This window comes from Salinicola sp. NYA28a (genome assembly GCF_976982775.1).
In genome coordinates, this window is the sequence record NZ_OZ334582.1 from 2,743,567 (window position 1) to 2,761,190 (window position 17,624).

At 63.1% G+C, this 17,624-nt stretch carries 13 protein-coding genes; 5 read left to right on the forward strand and 8 right to left on the reverse strand.

Annotation, left to right across the window (positions count from 1 at the left end):
• Positions 1–14 precede the first annotated feature (14 nt).
• The 3 genes from htpX (at position 15) to ACWHY3_RS12435 (ending at position 2,321) form a co-directional block, all read left to right on the forward strand.
• The gene (gene htpX, locus ACWHY3_RS12425; protein WP_087719578.1) at positions 15–917 is read left to right on the forward strand and encodes a protease HtpX; all 903 of its coding nucleotides are present in this window, start codon (positions 15–17) and stop codon (positions 915–917) included.
• A 198-nt stretch (positions 918–1,115) separates the two neighbouring features.
• Positions 1,116–1,538, forward strand: coding sequence for a MarR family winged helix-turn-helix transcriptional regulator (locus ACWHY3_RS12430; protein WP_087719577.1), 423 nt, complete (start codon positions 1,116–1,118; stop codon positions 1,536–1,538).
• 12 nt (positions 1,539–1,550) lie between these two features.
• The gene (locus ACWHY3_RS12435) at positions 1,551–2,321 is read left to right on the forward strand and encodes a siderophore-interacting protein (protein ID WP_087719576.1); all 771 of its coding nucleotides are present in this window, start codon (positions 1,551–1,553) and stop codon (positions 2,319–2,321) included.
• Positions 2,322–2,365: 44 nt separating this feature from the next.
• Here ACWHY3_RS12435 and pdxB read toward each other — a convergent pair whose 3' ends face one another.
• Positions 2,366–3,517: a 4-phosphoerythronate dehydrogenase PdxB gene (gene pdxB, locus ACWHY3_RS12440; protein WP_448126652.1), complete on the reverse strand. Its 1,152-nt coding sequence runs from the start codon at positions 3,515–3,517 to the stop codon at positions 2,366–2,368.
• A gap of 226 nt (positions 3,518–3,743) precedes the next feature.
• Between pdxB and ACWHY3_RS12445 the strand changes: the two genes are divergently transcribed.
• Complete coding sequence (locus tag ACWHY3_RS12445; protein ID WP_087719574.1) at positions 3,744–4,019, forward strand: WGR domain-containing protein; 276 nt, start codon at positions 3,744–3,746, stop codon at positions 4,017–4,019.
• 99 nt (positions 4,020–4,118) lie between these two features.
• On the opposite strand, the gene rlmKL is transcribed toward ACWHY3_RS12445, so the two are convergent.
• The gene (gene rlmKL, locus ACWHY3_RS12450; RefSeq protein WP_448126653.1) at positions 4,119–6,311 is read right to left on the reverse strand and encodes a bifunctional 23S rRNA (guanine(2069)-N(7))-methyltransferase RlmK/23S rRNA (guanine(2445)-N(2))-methyltransferase RlmL; all 2,193 of its coding nucleotides are present in this window, start codon (positions 6,309–6,311) and stop codon (positions 4,119–4,121) included.
• A 253-nt stretch (positions 6,312–6,564) separates the two neighbouring features.
• Between rlmKL and rmf the strand changes: the two genes are divergently transcribed.
• Positions 6,565–6,774, forward strand: coding sequence for a ribosome modulation factor (gene rmf, locus ACWHY3_RS12455; protein ID WP_083387499.1), 210 nt, complete (start codon positions 6,565–6,567; stop codon positions 6,772–6,774).
• A gap of 181 nt (positions 6,775–6,955) precedes the next feature.
• On the opposite strand, the gene ACWHY3_RS12460 is transcribed toward rmf, so the two are convergent.
• From ACWHY3_RS12460 to ACWHY3_RS12485, 6 genes are all read right to left on the reverse strand, one after another.
• A complete protein-coding gene (locus tag ACWHY3_RS12460) occupies positions 6,956–7,990 on the reverse strand; it encodes a quinone-dependent dihydroorotate dehydrogenase (protein ID WP_448126654.1) in 1,035 nt (344 codons plus the stop codon).
• 260 nt (positions 7,991–8,250) lie between these two features.
• Positions 8,251–9,354, reverse strand: coding sequence for a hypothetical protein (locus ACWHY3_RS12465; protein ID WP_448126655.1), 1,104 nt, complete (start codon positions 9,352–9,354; stop codon positions 8,251–8,253).
• A 227-nt stretch (positions 9,355–9,581) separates the two neighbouring features.
• A complete protein-coding gene (locus ACWHY3_RS12470; RefSeq protein ID WP_448126656.1) occupies positions 9,582–14,399 on the reverse strand; it encodes an NAD-glutamate dehydrogenase in 4,818 nt (1,605 codons plus the stop codon).
• Positions 14,400–14,605: 206 nt separating this feature from the next.
• Positions 14,606–15,730, reverse strand: a complete 1,125-nt coding sequence (gene trmA / locus ACWHY3_RS12475; protein WP_448126657.1) for a tRNA (uridine(54)-C5)-methyltransferase TrmA — start codon at positions 15,728–15,730, stop codon at positions 14,606–14,608.
• Positions 15,731–15,764: 34 nt separating this feature from the next.
• Positions 15,765–16,604, reverse strand: coding sequence for a glutamate racemase (gene murI / locus ACWHY3_RS12480; RefSeq protein ID WP_332779530.1), 840 nt, complete (start codon positions 16,602–16,604; stop codon positions 15,765–15,767).
• Positions 16,597–17,496, reverse strand: a complete 900-nt coding sequence (locus ACWHY3_RS12485; RefSeq protein WP_332779529.1) for a LysR family transcriptional regulator — start codon at positions 17,494–17,496, stop codon at positions 16,597–16,599. Before ACWHY3_RS12485 ends, murI begins: the two co-directional genes overlap by 8 nt.
• Between the last annotated feature and the right edge of the window lie 128 nt (positions 17,497–17,624).

Here is a 17,624-nt window from a genome sequence, read left to right on the forward strand (position 1 = left end):
GAGGGTAAAGACCGATGATGCGAATCATCCTGTTTCTGGCAACCAATCTGGCGGTGGTACTCGTCGCCAGCGTCACGTTGCGATTACTGGGCGTCGAGCCCTATCTCGATGCCAACGGGCTGAACATGAACAGTCTGCTGATCTTCTATTTCGTATTCGGCATGGCTGGTTCGCTGGTATCGCTGTTCATCTCCAAATGGATGGCGAAGATGAGCACCAAGGCCAGGGTGATCGAGCAGCCGAGCAACTCGACCGAGCAGTGGTTGCTCGATACGGTTCGCGAACTGGCGCAGCAGGCCAACATCCGGATGCCGGAAGTCGCGATCTTTCCCGCTCAGCAATCCAATGCCTTCGCCACCGGCTGGAACAAGAACGATGCGCTGGTCGCGGTTTCCCAAGGCCTGCTGGAGCGCATGCGCCCCGAGGAAATTCGCGCTGTCCTGGCACACGAGATCGGTCACGTCGCCAATGGCGACATGGTCACGCTGGCGCTGATCCAGGGCGTGCTGAACACCTTCGTGATGTTCTTCGCGCGCGTAGTCGCCCAGGTCGTCGACAGCTTCCTGCGTAGCCGCGACAACGAGGGTGGCCTGGGCTTCATGGGCTATTTCGTGGTGGTGATCGTCGCCGAGATCGTATTCGGGCTGGTGGCGTCGATCATCGTCGCCTGGTTCTCGCGCTTCCGCGAATATCGTGCCGATGCCGCCGGCGCCAAGTATGCCGGGAGCGGCGCCATGATCAACGCACTGGCTCGTCTGAAAGCCGAAACCAACCAGCCGGACCAGATGCCGGATTCGCTGACGGCGTTTGCCATCACCACCGGACAGACGCGCAAGGTCATGGAGAAGCTGTTCGCCAGCCACCCGCCGCTGGACGACCGTATCCGTGCACTGAAGGAATCCGCCTATCGCGAGTGAGCCGTGATCGGAGCCCGCTCTTTCGCAGGCCACGTCATTGGCTCACGCAACGCCCCGCATCGCGCGGGGCGTTGCGTTTCAGGCATCAAGAACTCATCCGGTCGACTGGTATCCCCTGCCAATCGATAATGAGAATGGTTGACACTTAGCCGCGCCGAGCGCTTAATTGGTTGATATTATCAACCGATAAGGCGACACATGTCCGGTACGACGGTGGGTGAATCCCTGCATCAGCTCATGCATGCCTACAAGCGAGCCTTGCGCCAGGCCTATGCCGAGGCTGGGTTGGCGCTCACCGTTTCCCACATTCGGACGCTCAAGGCCATTCGTCGCCAGGCACCCTGCACCGCACAGCACATCGCGCATCATACCCAGCGCGACAAGGCCCAGATCACTCGACTGCTTCGCGAGCTTATCGATGCCGACATCATCGTCAGGACCCCGCATCCAGACGATCGACGTAGCCAGATCCTGTCACTGACGGAGCATGGCCGCGCCGTGCTGACGCAAGTCGATGCCTGTGAACGCGAGGCACATACGCGACTATCGAGCGGGATGGCGCCGGCCGATCTCGAGGCATTCCTGCGACTGTCGCGGCTGATGATTTCCAACCTGAATTGACCGGGAGTTCCGATGCCTAAACCTGCCCCCAGACCCTATACCGTGCTGAACCGTCAGCTCGTCACCCCCCACATGCTGCGCCTGACCTTTGGCGGCGAGGGCATGGCGGGATTTCCTGCCGATCAGGAAAGCGCCTATATCAAGCTGGCCATCCCCACCGTCCATGAGTCGATGCCGGAAACCCCGTCAAGCGTGATGCGAACCTACACCGTGCGTCACCAGCGCGACGGCGAAATCGATGTGGATATCGTGCTGCATGAAGACGGTGGCCCTGCCGCGACCTGGGCGGCAGCGGCAGCGCCTGGCAACACGATCCTGATCGGCGGCCCGGGGCCAGCCAAACGGCTGCCGGAAAACGCGGACTGGTATCTACTGGTTGGCGACATGACATCGCTACCGGCGATAGGCGCCAATCTGGAACGACTTCCGTCGAACGCCCAAGGCCGTGCCATCATCGAAGTGACCAGCGAAGCGGATATCCAGGAACTGGACCTGCCAGACGGCGTGCAGATCGACTGGCTGATCAATCCGCACCCGGGCAGTGACAGCGATCGCCTGGTCGACGCCTTGCGCGAATTCGACTGGCGCCCGGGCACCTCGGGGATCTGGGTTGCCTGCGAATTTTCGGCCATGCGCAAGCTGCGCCGCCATCTGATCGATGAGCGCGGCGTGGGCAAGCGGGAGATGTACATTTCGAGCTACTGGAAGCTGGGTACCAGCGAAGACGGTCATCGCGTGGTCAAGCGCGAGGATGCCGACAGGGAAGAAGCCGAGAGCGCCTAGCCCGGCAAGACGCTGTCGCGAACGGCACTCTCGTTTCGGCTCGGCTATTTGCCGAGCTTGACGCTGAAGCCGAACCCTTCCAGAGCGTCACGAAGGCCGCCCTTGTTCTTCTTCAGCTCGACCCGCAGCGTCTGGAATTCACGCCGGGGCGGATATTCGCGGCGGTAGGCATCGAACCCTGCCGCCATGCCCAGGCGGCGGCGGTAGCGGTCGAACGCCAGCATGTCCCGACGCACGTCATAGCAGGCCCGGGCGCATAGCGACAGCGCCTCCAGCGGCGGTGTCCAGCTGTGCAGGACGATCTTGCGCAACCACGGGTCAGGCTTGAGCTGGCCCAGCTTCTTGCGCGCCGGCAAACCGAAATGACGCATGGTCGCCTGATAGATCATTTCGGTGCCCAGCATCTTGCCATCGACGCTATAGCCCGCGATGTGCGGCGTGCCGATGTCGACCAGCTCGAACAGTTCCTCGTCGATTCCCGGCTCGTGCTCCCAGACATCGAGCACCGTGCGCAGATCGGCCTGTCGCTCGAGCCGTTCACGCAGGGCATTGCCATCGAGGCAGTCGCCGCGTCCGGCGTTGATCAGCACCGTGCCCGGCTTGAGAGCCTCGATGCGCTCGCGGTTCATGAGATGATGCGTGGCATGTTCGCCTTCGGCCACCAGCGGCGTGTGCAGACAGATGATGTCGGCCCGCTCGATCAGCACATCCAGGTCCAGGAAATCGTCCCGATTCTCGGCCTCGGCGCGCGGCGGATCGCAGATCAGACATTCGACGTCCAGGTTATCGAGCCGGGTCGCCAGCCGCCCGCCGACGTTGCCGGCACCGACGATACCCACCGTCTTGCCGGAGAGCGAAAAGCCCTCCTCCTCGGAGAGCAGCAGCAGGCTGGAAAGCACGTAGTCGACCACGGATTCGGCATTGCTGCCGGGAGCGCTGGCGAAGCCGATCCCGCGCTCGGTCAAAAGGTCCGTATCGATATGGTCGGTGCCGATGGTGCAGGTGCCGACGAATCTCAGCTTGTCGGCGCCTTCCAGCAGTGCCGCATTCACCTTGGTGATCGAGCGGACGACCAGAATGTCGTGACCCCTCAGGCTGGCCGCCGTCATCTCGCGGCCGGGCTGGCGAGTGACTTCCCCCAGTTCACCAAAGAATTCTTCCGCCAGCGGAATGTTCTCATCCAACAGGATGCGCATGACTATCCTCTTGTCTCGTTCATCCCGGCGCCAGGCCGGGCCCGGCGATGCGTCGGCTTCGAGCGTGGCACGTCAAAACCGGCGTCGATTTCTGCGGGGCTTGCTTTACAATGTCGCCTGACGCCGGGTTCGCCGCGGAGTTGAAAAACCGCGATGCTCGGCGCAGCCATATTAGGCCGGCCATTCGCGATGAACAAGCGATGAGCACCAAGCAGCAGGAGTCTCCGTGATCGTCCGTTGGGAAAGTGAACATGACTATGTCCTGGTCCATCTGCACCAGGACATGTTTGGCGACTGGATCTACAGCCGCGCCTGGGGCCAGATCGGCACCCAGTACGGCGGCCTGAAACATGCCGTCGCCGACAGCTACGATCAGGCCATGATGTGGATCGACGACCTCTCCCACATCCAGACGGCCCGCGGCTACCGCAAGGTGCTCGAGGCCGACGACGATAGCCCCGAGGGGCGTCAGGCCATGGCCCAGCTATCGCTGCTGGACTAGGCCCTGCCCGAAAACCAGCTGCGCTCGATCATGCAACGTAAGAATACCCAGGCTGGCCGCACTCGCTGAGTCAGACACGAGCCGGCCGTCCTCGACCGGCTAGCTCGCGTGCCGGATGCGGAAGCAGTGGTGCAGGTTGGCGCGCCGGGTGAAGTCCGGATCGTAGGTCTGAGCGGTGATCTCCTCGACTTGATAGGTCGACGCCACCGCGGCATCCAGGCTGAAACGCTGCTGATTGTTGGAGAAGATCAACTCGCCCGCCGGTGCCAGACGTGCCATTGCCAGCTCGATCAGTCGCACGTGGTCGCGCTGGATATCCAGCGTGCCCTCCATGCGCTTGGAATTCGAGAATGTGGGCGGATCCATGAAGATCAGATCGAACTCGCTACCCGCGGTTTCCAGCCAGCGCAAGCAGTCGTCGCGCACGATCCGGTGACGGCTCTGATCGAGCTTGTTGAGCGTGAAATTGTCTCGCGCCCACTCCAGGTAGGTATTCGATAGATCCACGCTGACGCTGTCGCTCGCCCCACCCAACGCGGCATGCACCGTGGCCGTAGCGGTATAGCAGAACAGGTTGAGAAAGCGTTTGCCGGCCGCCTTTTCACCCAGCATGCGCCGAACCGGGCGATGATCCAGAAACAGCCCGGTATCGAGATAGTCCTTGAGATTGACCCACAGCCTGGCGCCCCCCTCCTCGACCACGAAACGGTCGCCGCTGTCGGCCTGCTTGCGGTATTGCGCCTTGCCGCTCTGACGCTCGCGCTGCTTGTAGTGGATCTGCTCCGGCCGCACGTCGAGCGCGACGGGAATCGCGCTCAGCGCGTCCATCAGCCGACGCTGCGCCTTGTTCGGATCGACCGATTTCGGTGCCGCGTACTCCTGCACATGAACCTGATGGCCGTAGACATCGATGGCCAGGGCGTACTCCGGCATGTCGGCATCGTAGAGCCGGTAGCAGGACTCCCCGGATTTCTTGAGCCACTTGCCGAGACGCTTGCGATTTTTCTGCAGACGATTGGCAAACATCCGCGCGCCCTCGCTCAGCGCCGTCTCTTTCTGCACCGACCGGGCTGGCTCGTTGCCACCTTCCGAGTCTGTCCGGCTGGCGATATCGATCAACAAAAGCTTGCAGTCGAGAGGACCGTTCTTGAACGCGTACTGCTTGTGCGCCCGCAGCCCGAGACGATGGCCCAGGTCCGGGTTGCCGGTGAATAGCGCCAGTTGCCAGCCCGGGAACTGCCGGCGCATGCGATCGCCGAGATCGCTGTAGAGCGCGATCAGTTCCGGCAGCTCGCCCAGCCGCTCGCCATAAGGCGGGTTGGTGATGACCATCCCGCTGCTTTCGGCACCGTGCTCGCGAAGCTCGGCCGGGCAGTCGAGCGCTTTCACCGAGCCGCCGGATAGCGTGATCAGCGCGGGAATACCCGCACGCATGGCGTTGCTTCTTGCCGCCGAGATCGCCTGAGGGCTCTGGTCCAGACCGAACAGACGCGACCTGGCCTGGCGCCGGCCGAGATCGGCTCGTGCCTGCGCCTCGCGACGCAACTCTCGCCAGGCCTCGGCGTCGAAGTCGGCCAGCGCCTCGAAAGCAAAGCGCTCACGGCTCAGTTGAGGCGCCATATCCGCCGCCATCATTGCGGCCTCGATCAACAGCGTGCCGGCGCCGCACATCGGGTCAACCAGCGGTTCACCGCGCTTGGCCCGCGCCGGCCAGCCCACGCGCGCCAACAGCGCTGCCGCCAGATTCTCCTTGAGCGGCGCGTGGCCCGTATCGCGACGATAGCCGCGCTGGTGAAGACTCGCTCCCACCAGGTCGATCCCCACCAGCAGTTGCCCCTTGTGCAGGTGGGCATACAGCCGAACATCGGCCTCGCTAGGATCGATGCTTGGCCGTTCCCATCCGGCGTCGCGCAGCGCATCGACCACGCCATCCTTGACCACCTGTGCCCCGAATCGCGTATGCCGAATGGCGGCGGATTGGCCATGGAAGTCCACGGCCAGCGTCTGGCCGGGCTTCAGCACATCCGCCCACGGCAATGCCTTGACCGCGGCAATGATCGCCGCCGACTCCTCGCAGCCGGCTTCCCGGCCGAGGGTCAGGATTACCCGGTTGGCCAAGCGAGACCAGAGGCAAATGCGATAGGCCGTTTGACGGTCGGCGGACGCATGCAGGCCGGCGACCGTAGTTTTTTGTATAACGCCCCCTAGATCGGTGATCTCCTCGGCCAGCAGGGACTCGATGCCCCACGGACAAGTAATATAGAGGCTTAACAGTGAGTTATCGTCTTTCATGGCGGCGTCATCCGACCGTTATGAAGCGGTCATATTCCCGTGAGTGCAGTGAAAAAGAGACTTTATGACGAAACGACTATCGACATCGTTTCTCATTTCGACTAAAGCTAACAGTCGTAGCTACGAAACAACGCATGCGGTTTGCCTGTCCGGACGTTTTCGCGGGCAGTCGGTCGGACTTGGCCTGAGGTCGCTCGACAGACTGTGGTTTTCCCTAGGAGATGCACTTGTTCTGACAAGAGGCTACTACACGATGAAACGACAGAAACGTGATCGCAACCAGCGGGCATTTCTCCATGGCTACAAAGCGGGGGTCGGAGGTCGCTCACGCGACGAGTGCCCGAGCCAGGATGTGAATCTGCGCGAAAACTGGATGAGCGGTTGGCGTGAAGGTCGCGGAGACCAATGGGCCGGAATGACAGGCGTTTCGGGCATTCACAAGAACCCGGCGGTAATGACGTAGTTGACGCTTACCTCAATACACTCAAGGCTCGCTACTGGCGGGCCTTTTTACGGCGTGTATTTCGCCAGATTCCCTACCTTTCTCGTCTGAGCCTCTTCGCAACCAGCCCATTACTTCAACCCGTTTCTGTCGCCTCACGCTGTCCGGCAAGTTCACCGTCCTATGTCCGCCGGCTTCCGGCTTAATCGGGTGTCTGACCGCTATCGAGCTGAGTCGCACGTACACACTCTCCGATCAGCTCCGGCCCGCGATAGATGAAGCCGGTGTAGAGCTGTACCAGATCGGCGCCAGCCTGGCATTTCTCGCTGGCCCGAACACCGCTATCGATACCGCCCGCGCCAATGATCGGCATCGTCGGCATCAGTTGCCGCAACTCCCTCACCACGGCGGTCGAACTCGCGAACAGGGGCGCACCCGACAACCCTCCCGCTTCATGCGCGTGGGGTGTTCCCGCGACGTGTTCCCGGGACACCGTGGTATTGGTCGCGATGACGCCGTCGATCTCGTTTGCCTGGAGCGTGCTCGCGACCAGCGCGATCTCGTCACGCGTCATGTCCGGGGCGATCTTGACCGCCAGGGGCACGCAACGGCCGTGCTCGGCGTTCAGCTTGGTCACCTCGCTCTTCAGCGCGCTCAAAAGGCCATCGAGATGATCGCCAAACTGGAGATTGCGCAGCCCCGGCGTGTTGGGCGAAGAAATGTTCACCGTAATGTAGTGCGCGGCACCGTGCGCCTTGCGCAGGCAGATCACGTAATCGTCCACCGCGCGCTCGACCGGCGTGGTCAGATTCTTGCCGATATTGATGCCGATGACGCCGTTGTAGCGGCTTTTGCGCACGTTGGCGACCAGATGGTCCACGCCCGCATTGTTGAATCCCATCCGATTGATGATCGCCTGCGGCCCGGCCAGCCGGAACAGGCGCGGCTTGGGGTTGCCCTGCTGCGGCTTGGGCGTCACCGTACCGACCTCGACGAAACCGAAGCCGAGCGCCCCCAGGGCATCGAGATGATCGGCGTTCTTGTCGAGCCCCGCCGCCAGCCCGACCCGATTGGGAAAGGTCAGCCCCATGAGGTCCACGGATGCCGAAGCCACGTAAGTATCGCCGAGCATGCCGGAAAGATGGGCACGGTGTGCGACGTCCAGCGCGGTCAACGTCAGGCGGTGGGCGGCTTCCGGTTCCAGCCGGAACAACAGGGATCGAACGAGGGCGTACATGGATAGATCTCGTCGGTAACGAAAGGGATCGCTTGCGGCGGGCGAGTATATCCCAACTTCGCCTCTCGGGACGAACCCGACCTTTGGCGGTTTCAAGCGCCGGGACAGTTCGAAGCGCCGGGACAGTTCGAAGCGCCGAAACAGTTCGAAGCATCGAGGCGGTTCGACGCGTCGAGAAAGAGAATGGGAAAAGCGGTCATGCACACAAGCAGATACGAAAAGCCCGGCGCCTTGGCGCCGGGCAATTCCCTGCCACACGATTACTGGGTATCGAGTTGCTGAACCCGCAGCGTGTAGTTGTTGGCAGCGTTCATGGCGGAACCGAACCGTTGCCCCTTGACCCAGACACGGTAGCGACCGGGCTGCAGCACGGTTTCGATATCGAAATCGCCGATAGCCAATGAACCTTCGTCGCTGGCGACCGTGTTGCCGTTGGCATCGAGGATCTTCGCCTGCAGACGATACGTGCCTTCGTTGCCGGGGAAGGTGGAGCTGGTGACCGACACCGTACCCGCGTCGGCGACGTCGAAGCTCAGCACCTCGCCTTCCTGCAGCACCTTGATATCGGCGACGATCTCGTCGAAAGCGTCCGGCATCTGAGGCTCATCGTTAGCGCTACCCTGGCCCGCCGCTGCCGTAGTGGCGGCACCCGGTGTCGCAGCAGCACCGGTGTTGGTGGTGCCGAAAGTGGCATCCCAGTCACCCTGCCCTGCCGAGCCAGCCTGAGCCGCAGCGCCACCAGCGGCAACGTTGCTGGCAGCTTGGCGGCCCGGTGCGCTCAGCGTCGCCACCTGGTCGCTCTCGTCGACGAAGGCCGTGGTTCGGCCACTGGCGCCGGGGCCGCCGAACATGATGCCGCCGCCGTCATCCATACCACCTGCGTCGCTGGCCACCACCCTACCGCTGGCATCGAGTCGCGCGACATCGATATTGAAGCTGTTGCCGCCGGTCTTGGTGGTGCCGAACTTCTGACCCGAGACCTGCAGGGAGTAGTCGCCGGGCTCCAGCGTCTCTCTCATTTCAAGGCCACCGGTACTACCCAGCCCGGAACTGCTGGCCAACACGTTGCCGTTGCTGTCCACGAGTTTGGCAGAGATCTTGTAGTCCTCCGACTCCCCCGGCAGGGTCGAGCTGGTGAACTGGTAACGACCCGCTTCGTCGACGGTGAACGGGTGCTGATGGAGGCCGCCGAAAAAGAAGCTGCGGCTATGTGCATCCGAGCTGGATTTGAAAAACTTGGTCAGGTCGACCTTGCTGGCAGCTTCCTGGGCATCCTTCAACGCCTCGCTCTGCGCCAGCGCCTGGGTACTGGCGCCCGCTAGACTCAACGCCACGAACAAGGTGGAAAATACGCGATACTTCATGGGGCCTCTCTGCGTTCTGCGACCGAATCGGAGCCAAGCATAACAGAGACGCCCGCCGGCGCACCTTAAAGGCTGCCGGAGAGCATCTTTGCGCTAGATAATCATGACTCGAGCTAGATAAATCATGACTCGATGGAACGCGAATCTGCGCTCGAAGGTGCTACGGGCAGACAGGTCGCCTCCATCCGGCATGGGCGACATGGCTGCCGCCCGGCCTGCAGGCCACCTTAGCCCTCGCTTTCGCTCTCGGCAAGATCGACCAGTTCGCGGATCGCGACGGCGACCAGCGGAAAGCTGATCTGCGTTCCCGTTCCGATTTCCGCCAGCAGCGCATTCCAGCGTTCGAACAGCGGCGCGTGCTGCTCCTGCCAATGCGCCACTCTGGGCTCGATCTCGCGCGGGGCGTCCGTCATCCCCAGCACCTTGACCGTCAGCGCCAGCTGCTGGCGGTCGAGATCGTCGCGGAACGTTTCCCGCGCTTGCGCCTGCCAGCTGTCGCGGACTTCCAGGCTGTTGATCTGCTGCATCATCCGTGGCAGTTCCAGACGCTGACCAATGGCATAGTAGGTTTCGGCGACCCGCTGGATCTTGTCCCCGCTGGTTCGCGCGGCCTGAATGATGCCCAGCCCGGCGTAGAGGCTCGAGGCCGCCGCGACGACCGACGCCAGTGCTTCCGGCACCTTCACCTTGACCAGCGCGTCGCGACGCGTACTCCAGGCCTCGCGCTCGTCGCCGCTGAGGCGATTGCCGATATCCTCCTTCAACTGCGCCAGCTGCGGCGCATACTGCTCGACGCACTCCTTGACCCCGAGCGACCCGCGATGACGCAGGAACCAGCGCGTCGCACGACGCAGCAGCCGCATCAGATCCAGCATCATGGCGTACTGCGTCTGGCTGTCGACACGATAGTCCAGCGCCTCGATTTGCTCCCACAGCGGGTTGAGACCGAAGCTGTCACGGGCGATGACGTACGCCTGGGCGATTTCGACCCGCGAGGCGCCGGTGGAATCGCGCAGCTGGCGCACGAAAGTGATGCCCATGTGGTCGACCAGATCGTTGGCGATCTGGGTCGCCACGATCTCCCGCTTGAGACGATGCTCATGAAGATCGTCCGGATACCGTTCGGCCAGCGTCGTCGGGAACGCCTTGGTCACATGCTGCTGCAGTTGCCCGTCCGCCGGCAGATCGGCCGTGATCAGGTCGCTCTTGAGCGTGCTCTTGGCGTAGGAGATCAACACGCTCAGCTCCGGCAGCGTCAGGCCGCCGTCGGCATTGCTGCGCTCGATCAGTTGTTCGTCGGTGGGCAGGAACTCGAGCTCGCGATCGAGGCTGCCGGCCGCTTCTAGCTCGTTGATGAACCGGCGGTACGGGCCGAGCCCTTCCTTCGACTGCAGCTCGGAGAGCGATAGCGCCTGGGTCTGACGGTAGTTGTCGCGCACCACCAGCTCGCCGACCTCCTCGGTCATCTCGACCAGCAGCTGATTGCGCTGCTTCTCGGTCATGTCGCCGCGCTGAACGATACCGTCCAGCAAGATCTTGATGTTGACCTCGTGATCCGAGCAGTTGACCCCGCCGGCGTTGTCAATGAAGTCCGTATTGACCCGGATGCCCTTCTCCGCGGCTTCCATTCGGCCCCGCTGGGTGAGACCCAGGTTGCCGCCCTCGCCCACCACGCGGCAGTTGAGCTCGCGACCATCGATGCGAAGGCCATCGTTGGCCTTGTCGCCGACATCCGCGTGGCTCTCGCTGGAGGCCTTGACGTAGGTACCGATGCCACCGTTCCAGATCAGGTCGACCTTCGACTTGAGCATCGCGTTGATCAGGTCGTTGGGCGAGAGCTTGTCCGCCTTGATGCCGAAGACTTTCTTCATCGCCGCGGAAACGGGGACCGACTTGGCATCGCGGGAGAAGACGCCACCCCCTTCGGAGATCGTCTTCTCGTCATAGTCCGACCAGCTCGAACGCGGCAGTGCGAACAGGCGCTTGCGCTCGGCGAAGGACTTGCCAGCGTCGGGATTGGGATCAACGAAAATATGGCGGTGATTGAACGCGCCCACCAGCAGAATCTTGTCGGAGAGCAGCATACCGTTGCCGAAGACATCGCCGGCCATGTCACCGATACCCAGCACGCTGAACGTGTCCTTCTGGGTATTCAACCCCATCTCCCGGAAGTGGCGCTTGACCGACTCCCAGGCTCCACGGGCGGTGATCGCCATGCCTTTGTGGTCATAGCCCTGGGCGCCGCCGGAGGCGAAGGCATCCCGCAGCCAGAAGTCGTATTCGATCGAGATCGCGTTGGCGTAGTCGGAGAAGGTTGCCGTGCCCTTGTCGGCGGCGACCACCAGGTACGGATCGTCCGGATCGTGGCGCACGACCGAGCGCGGCGGCACGACGGTGGTACCGTCGAGATTGTCGGTGATGTCCAGCAGGCCGCGGATCAGGGTGCGGTAGCACTCGATCCCCTCGGCCTGGATCGCGTCTCGATCGGCGTTTTCCGGCATCCGCTTGCAGATGAAGCCGCCCTTGGCCCCGACCGGAACGATGACCGAGTTCTTGACCTGCTGCGCCTTCATCAAGCCCAGGATCTCGGTGCGGAAGTCCTCGTTGCGGTCCGACCAGCGCAGGCCGCCACGGGCCACCTTGCCGCCGCGCAGGTGAACGCCTTCCATCCGTGGCGAATAGACGAAGACCTCGAACATTGGCCGCGGCTTGGGCATGCCCGGCACCTTGCTGGGCTCCAGCTTGAACGAGATGTACTCCTTGACGCTGCCATCCTCGCGCGGCTGGAAATAGTTGGTGCGAACGGTCGCCTGGATCAGATCGACATAGCGGCGCAGCAACAGATCATCGTTGAGGCTCGCGACCTGATCGAGCATCGCATTGAGCTCGTCGATGCATTGCTGACACTGCTCATCGCGCTTGCCGCTCTCCGGCGAGAAACGCAGCGTGAACAGCCGCGAGAGCCCCCGGGTGATATCGGCATGGGCCGCCAGGGTATTGGCGATGTAAGCCTGCGAAAGCCCGATGCGCAGCTGCTTCATGTAGCGCGCATACGCCCGCAGTACCGCCACCTGACGCCAATCCAGATCGGCGCCGATGATCAGGCGGTTGTAGCTGTCGTTCTCCGCATCACCCACCCAGATCTTGGTGAAGGCATCGATGAAATTGCTGCGCATGTCGCCCAGATCGATCTCGCCCACGCCGTGATATTCGAAGGTGAAATCATGAATCCAGTAGGTCTGCTGCCCGCTCGCGATACGGTAGGGCCGCTCGCTGATGACGCGCAGTCCCAGATTCTCGAGCACCGGCAGCATGTCGGAGAGCGGGATCGGCGTGTCCTGGTGGTAGAGCTTGAGATTGACGCTCTCCGCGGCGCTCTCCGCCAGATGATAGAGACTGACACCGATCGGCGCGCCGTCATCGAGCGCTTCGAGATGGCGAATGTCGTTGGCGGCGGTACGCGCCGAGAAGTCGTCCCGGTAGCTGCTGGGGAAGGCATCGCGGAAGGCCTGGGCCCGGCGATTGCCCGCTTCCTCGCCGAAACTTTCGATCAGTGCCGTATGCAGGTCCTCGCGCCAGTTGCGCGCCAGATTGATGACCTTCTTCTCCAGCGCGCGGCTGTCGAAGTTCACTGGCTTGTCGCCGTTGAAGCGCAGCGTGAACTGGATACGCGCCAGGATCGACTCGGACAGATACGGGTTGAAGTCGGCGAAGGTCGCGTCGAGCTCTTCGCACAGCAATTTCTGGATGCGCAGGCGCAGATCCGTCGAGAAGATATCCCGCGGCACGAACACCAGGCAGGAGTAGAACTGCCCGGCGCGGTCCTCGCGGATGAACAGGCGCACCCGGCGACGCTCGCGGATGTTGAGAATGCCGAACGCGGTCCGGCTGAGCTCTTCGGTGGAGCTCTGGAAGAGATCGTCCCGCGGGTGCACTTCCAGCACCTGCAGCAGCAGCTTGCCGTTGTGCCCTTTCGGATTGACCCCGGCGGCGTCGATCACCGCCTGAACCTTGCGCCGCAGGATCGGCACGGTGCGCGGCGACTCGTTGTAGACCAGCGAGGTAAACAGGCCGAAGAAGCGCCATTCGCCGATCGCCTTGCCCTTGTCGTCGTAACGCGTAATGGCGATGTAGTCGGGATAGGTAGGTCGATGCACGCGCGCATGGTAGGCGCTCTTGGCGAAATGCAGCAGCGCGGACTCTTCGTCCTTCTCGAATCGCACGGGCTCCTGATAGCGCGGTTGATCCAGCTTCAGCACGCCGAGCGCACTGCCCTCCACCCGCTCGCTGTGAACCTTCTTGCCGCTACCGGCGAAGCGGCTTTCGGCGTAACCGAGAAACGTGAAATGCTCGTCCAGCAGCCACTTGAGAAAGGCCACGGTCTCTTTGCGATCCGCCGCCGTGACGCCGCCCGCCTGCTGGCTCTCCAGCGCTGCGATGACGTCGCGAACCTTGTCGCACATCGGGTCGAAATCGGCCACGGCAGTGCGCACGTCGAGCAACACGTCCCGCAACCCCTGCTCGAGGTCGGACAGCGTCTCGCCATCGGTATGACGATCCACCTCGATCAGAATGATCGACTCGCGCGCTTCCGGCGCCTGCTGGGCGCGGGTCCCGGTAATCCGCGTGGCGTGGTGGCGAGCATCGCGCTCGACCGCCAGCACGGCGTTGTGGATCGCGTGCAGGGTCAGGCCACGGCGATTGAGTTCCATGCGGACCGAATCGACCAGAAACGGCATGTCCTGATGCAGAACGGCGACCACCGTATGCGGAGACTGCCAGCCGTGGGTTTCGAAATTGGGATTGAAAACACGCACCTTGGCTTCGTCGGGATCGAAGGTGCGCATGAAATGCCATGCCGCCAATGTCGCGCCGTAGATATCGTCCAGCTGTCGATCCGCGGCCTCTTCGAACGGCGCGGTAGCGTAGAGATCCTCGGCGAACGCCGTTATCCGCTTGACCTTATCCTCGGGGAGACGCTTGGAAAGCTTTTCCTGCAGCTGTTCCAGGAATTCCGTTTTTCCCTCGATCGCGACGTGTTGCATCTATCACCTCGGCTGGCATCGACCGTCAACATGGCGGCCACATTCAATAGACTGGAAGCTTACGCCAGCGCCGCATGGCGCCCTACACAAGTGAAGCTTCGTCATGACGCATGTCGGTTATGCATCATCGGCGGCACTGCATGCGCTCGCCGGCAGTTGACAACGCTCGCCGTTACAGCCATGTCACTGGCGAACGGTGCCCAAAATCACGCTGCCGGCAGGCGTTCCAGCAAAACCCCGCACTCACAGTGGTCCGTCCAGGGGAATTGGTCAAACAGCGCCATGCGAACCACCCGGTGGGTCTGGCTCAGCTGTTCCAGATTGACGGCCAAGGTGTCGGGGTTGCACGAAATATAGACGATGCGCGGATAGCGCATCAGCGGCGCGCAACTCTCGGCATCCAGCCCGGCCCGCGGCGGGTCCACCAGCACGGTGGAGAAGTCGCATTCGTCGAGCTGCATGGCCGCGACGCGACGGCCCTGCTTTTCCCCGGTCAGTGCCTGAGCGAACTCCTCGGCCGACATTCGCGCCACGTGCACGTTGTCGATGCCGTTGGCTTCGAGATTGGCCTGCGCGGAGGCGACCGACGTCCGGGAAATTTCGGTGGCGACCACGCGGCGGAAATTCTCCGCCAGCGCCACCGTGAAATTGCCGTTGCCGCAGTAGAGTTCGACCAGATCCCCCTGGCTTTCGGACGTCACATCGCGCGCCCAGTGCAGCATCGAGCGGCAGATCTCGGCGTTGGGCTGGGTGAAGCTGTTCTCGACCTGCTGATAGCGAAGTTCTTGGCCATCCACTTCGAGCCGTTCCCAGACGTGATCGCGATCCAATACCAGCCGCTGTTTGCGGGAGCGCCCGATCAGCGACACACCGAGCTGCGCCTGAAGCTCGCGAGCGCGTGCCTCCCACTCATCGTTCAGCGGCTTGTGATAGATCATCGTGACCAGCGCCTCGCCGCTCAGGGTGGTGAGGAACTCGATCTGGAACAGCTTGCGCCGCATCAATGGCTCGTCGCGAATCGCGTCCAGCAGCTGCGGCATCAGTTCGTTGATGCGCTCGCTGGCGACCGGAAAGCGGTCGACCCGGACGACACGCTGCGCGACCCGGCCCCGGTGACGCGGTGCCTCCGGATCGGGCTCGAACATCGCGTAGTAGAGATCGTCTCCCTCGTGCCAGACTCGGAATTCGGCGCGCATGCGGTAGTGCGACGGCGGCGACGCGAACACCTCCAGCGGCGGCGGCGAGAAGCGGGCGAACTGCCGCTCGATGCGCTCGCGCTTGGCCTCGAGCTGAGCGTCGTAGCGGGAAGGGTCGATATCGAAAATCACCAAACCAGAAATCCTCAAGCAGAAATAGCGCAATGACTCATGAAACGTGGACGGCAACGGCTGGAGAGGCGATCTCGAGCATCGCGGGCGGCGCATAACCGAAACGCATCAGCGCCGATGCCAATCCCGGCGCCGACGCGGCCGTCGCCCAACTGCGGGCATCCGGCGAACGGGTGGCGCGCTCTTCCGCCTCGGCAGCGGCGGCCGGCGCCGGGGCGCCCCAGAGCACGGACTCGAGACGCCTGGCGATGGCCGCCCCGGAATCGATCCAATGAACGCCTGACGGCAGCAAGGGCTCGAGATAATCGTGCAGCAGGGGAAAATGGGTGCAGCCCAGCACGACGGCGTCGATCTCCTCCGCTGCCCTGAGCGGTGCGATAGCCTCGCGAACCCTGGCTGGATCGACCGCCTGCCCCTTGAGCAGACGTTCGGCTTCGATGACCAGCGCGTCCGCCGCCACCCGGATGACACGACAGCCCCGCGCATGGTCTTCGATCAGTCGATCCAGATAAGGGCGGCGGACGGTGGCGCGGGTGGCGAGCAGGCCGATCGTGCGGCTTCGCGTCGTCTCGGCCGCCGGCTTGATCGCAGGGACCGTGCCGATGACCGGTATCGACAGCCGCGCCCTCAGCGCCTCCAGCGCCAGGGTGCTGGCGGTATTGCACGCGATCACCAGCGCGCGGGGGCGGGCTTGTCGGCAGGCGCTTTCACACACGGCGACGATCCGAGCCACCAGCCAGGCGTCATCCTTGGTGCCGTAAGGCAATGCAGCATTGTCACAGACGTAGCCCAACGGAAGCCACGGCATCCGCCGCCGAATTTCGGCGCTGACCGAGAGGCCACCGACGCCCGAGTCGAAAATCAGCGCATCAATCATACCGCTGACCCTCTCCGAAGTAGTCGAGCAAGGCGTCGATCAGCGCCCGCAACCGGGCCGGCATGTAGTCACGCTCGGCATACAGCAGGTGCACATCGAGCGGCGGCATCTCGAATACCTCGAGCACACGAACCAACTGGCCGGTTCTCTCCTCCGGCGCCGCCAGGGAGGCCGGCTTCAACGTCAACCCCATGCCCATCACCGCGGCTTCCACCAGCGCCCGACCGTTGTTGCAGGAAAACGCCGGCTGCAACCGCCAGCGATAGACCTCACCATCGACCCAGAATGGCCAGTAGAGTCCATGCCGCGACAAGGTGTAGTGCAGGCACCGATGATCCTTGAGATCGCGTGGGTGCCGCGGCGTCCCGTGACGGTGGAGATAGGCCGGCGACGCGTATAGGTGCAACGGCATCCGCATCAGCGGGCGGGCGATCAGACCGGAATCCTCCAGTTCGCCGATACGCACGACCAGATCGAAATCCTCGGCCAGCGGATCGACGCGTCTGTCCTCCAGCACCAGATCCAGGGAGACTGCCGGGTGAGCCGCCTCGAAAGCCTGCAGCGCCGGCATCAGCGAGCGGGCACCGAAGTCCACCGGCGCCGAAAGTCTCAGTCGGCCACGTACCTCGCCGCGCTGCTCTCCGATTCCCGCCTCCAGCTCCTGCAGCTCGTCGAGCAGGCGAGTCGCCGTCGTCAGGTAGCGCTCCCCTTCCGCAGTCAATTGCAGACGGCGTGTGGTACGTACCAGCAGACGCACGCCGAGCGTCTCCTCGAGCCGCGAGACCTGCTTGCTGACCATGGCATTGGAAACACCCAGGCGCCGGGCACCGCCAGCGAAGCTGCCGGCCTCGATCACCGCACGGAAAACCTGCATCGCTTGCAGCCGATCCATCTTGTCCCCTGCCACCGTTTCCAGGGGATCATTCTACGCAAGCGACGACGATCGCGCAGTGGCGATCGTCATCGTGGGCAAAGGCAGAGCGGGCAGGATGGAAAACCGGCGGGAGTTGGACAGCCCCG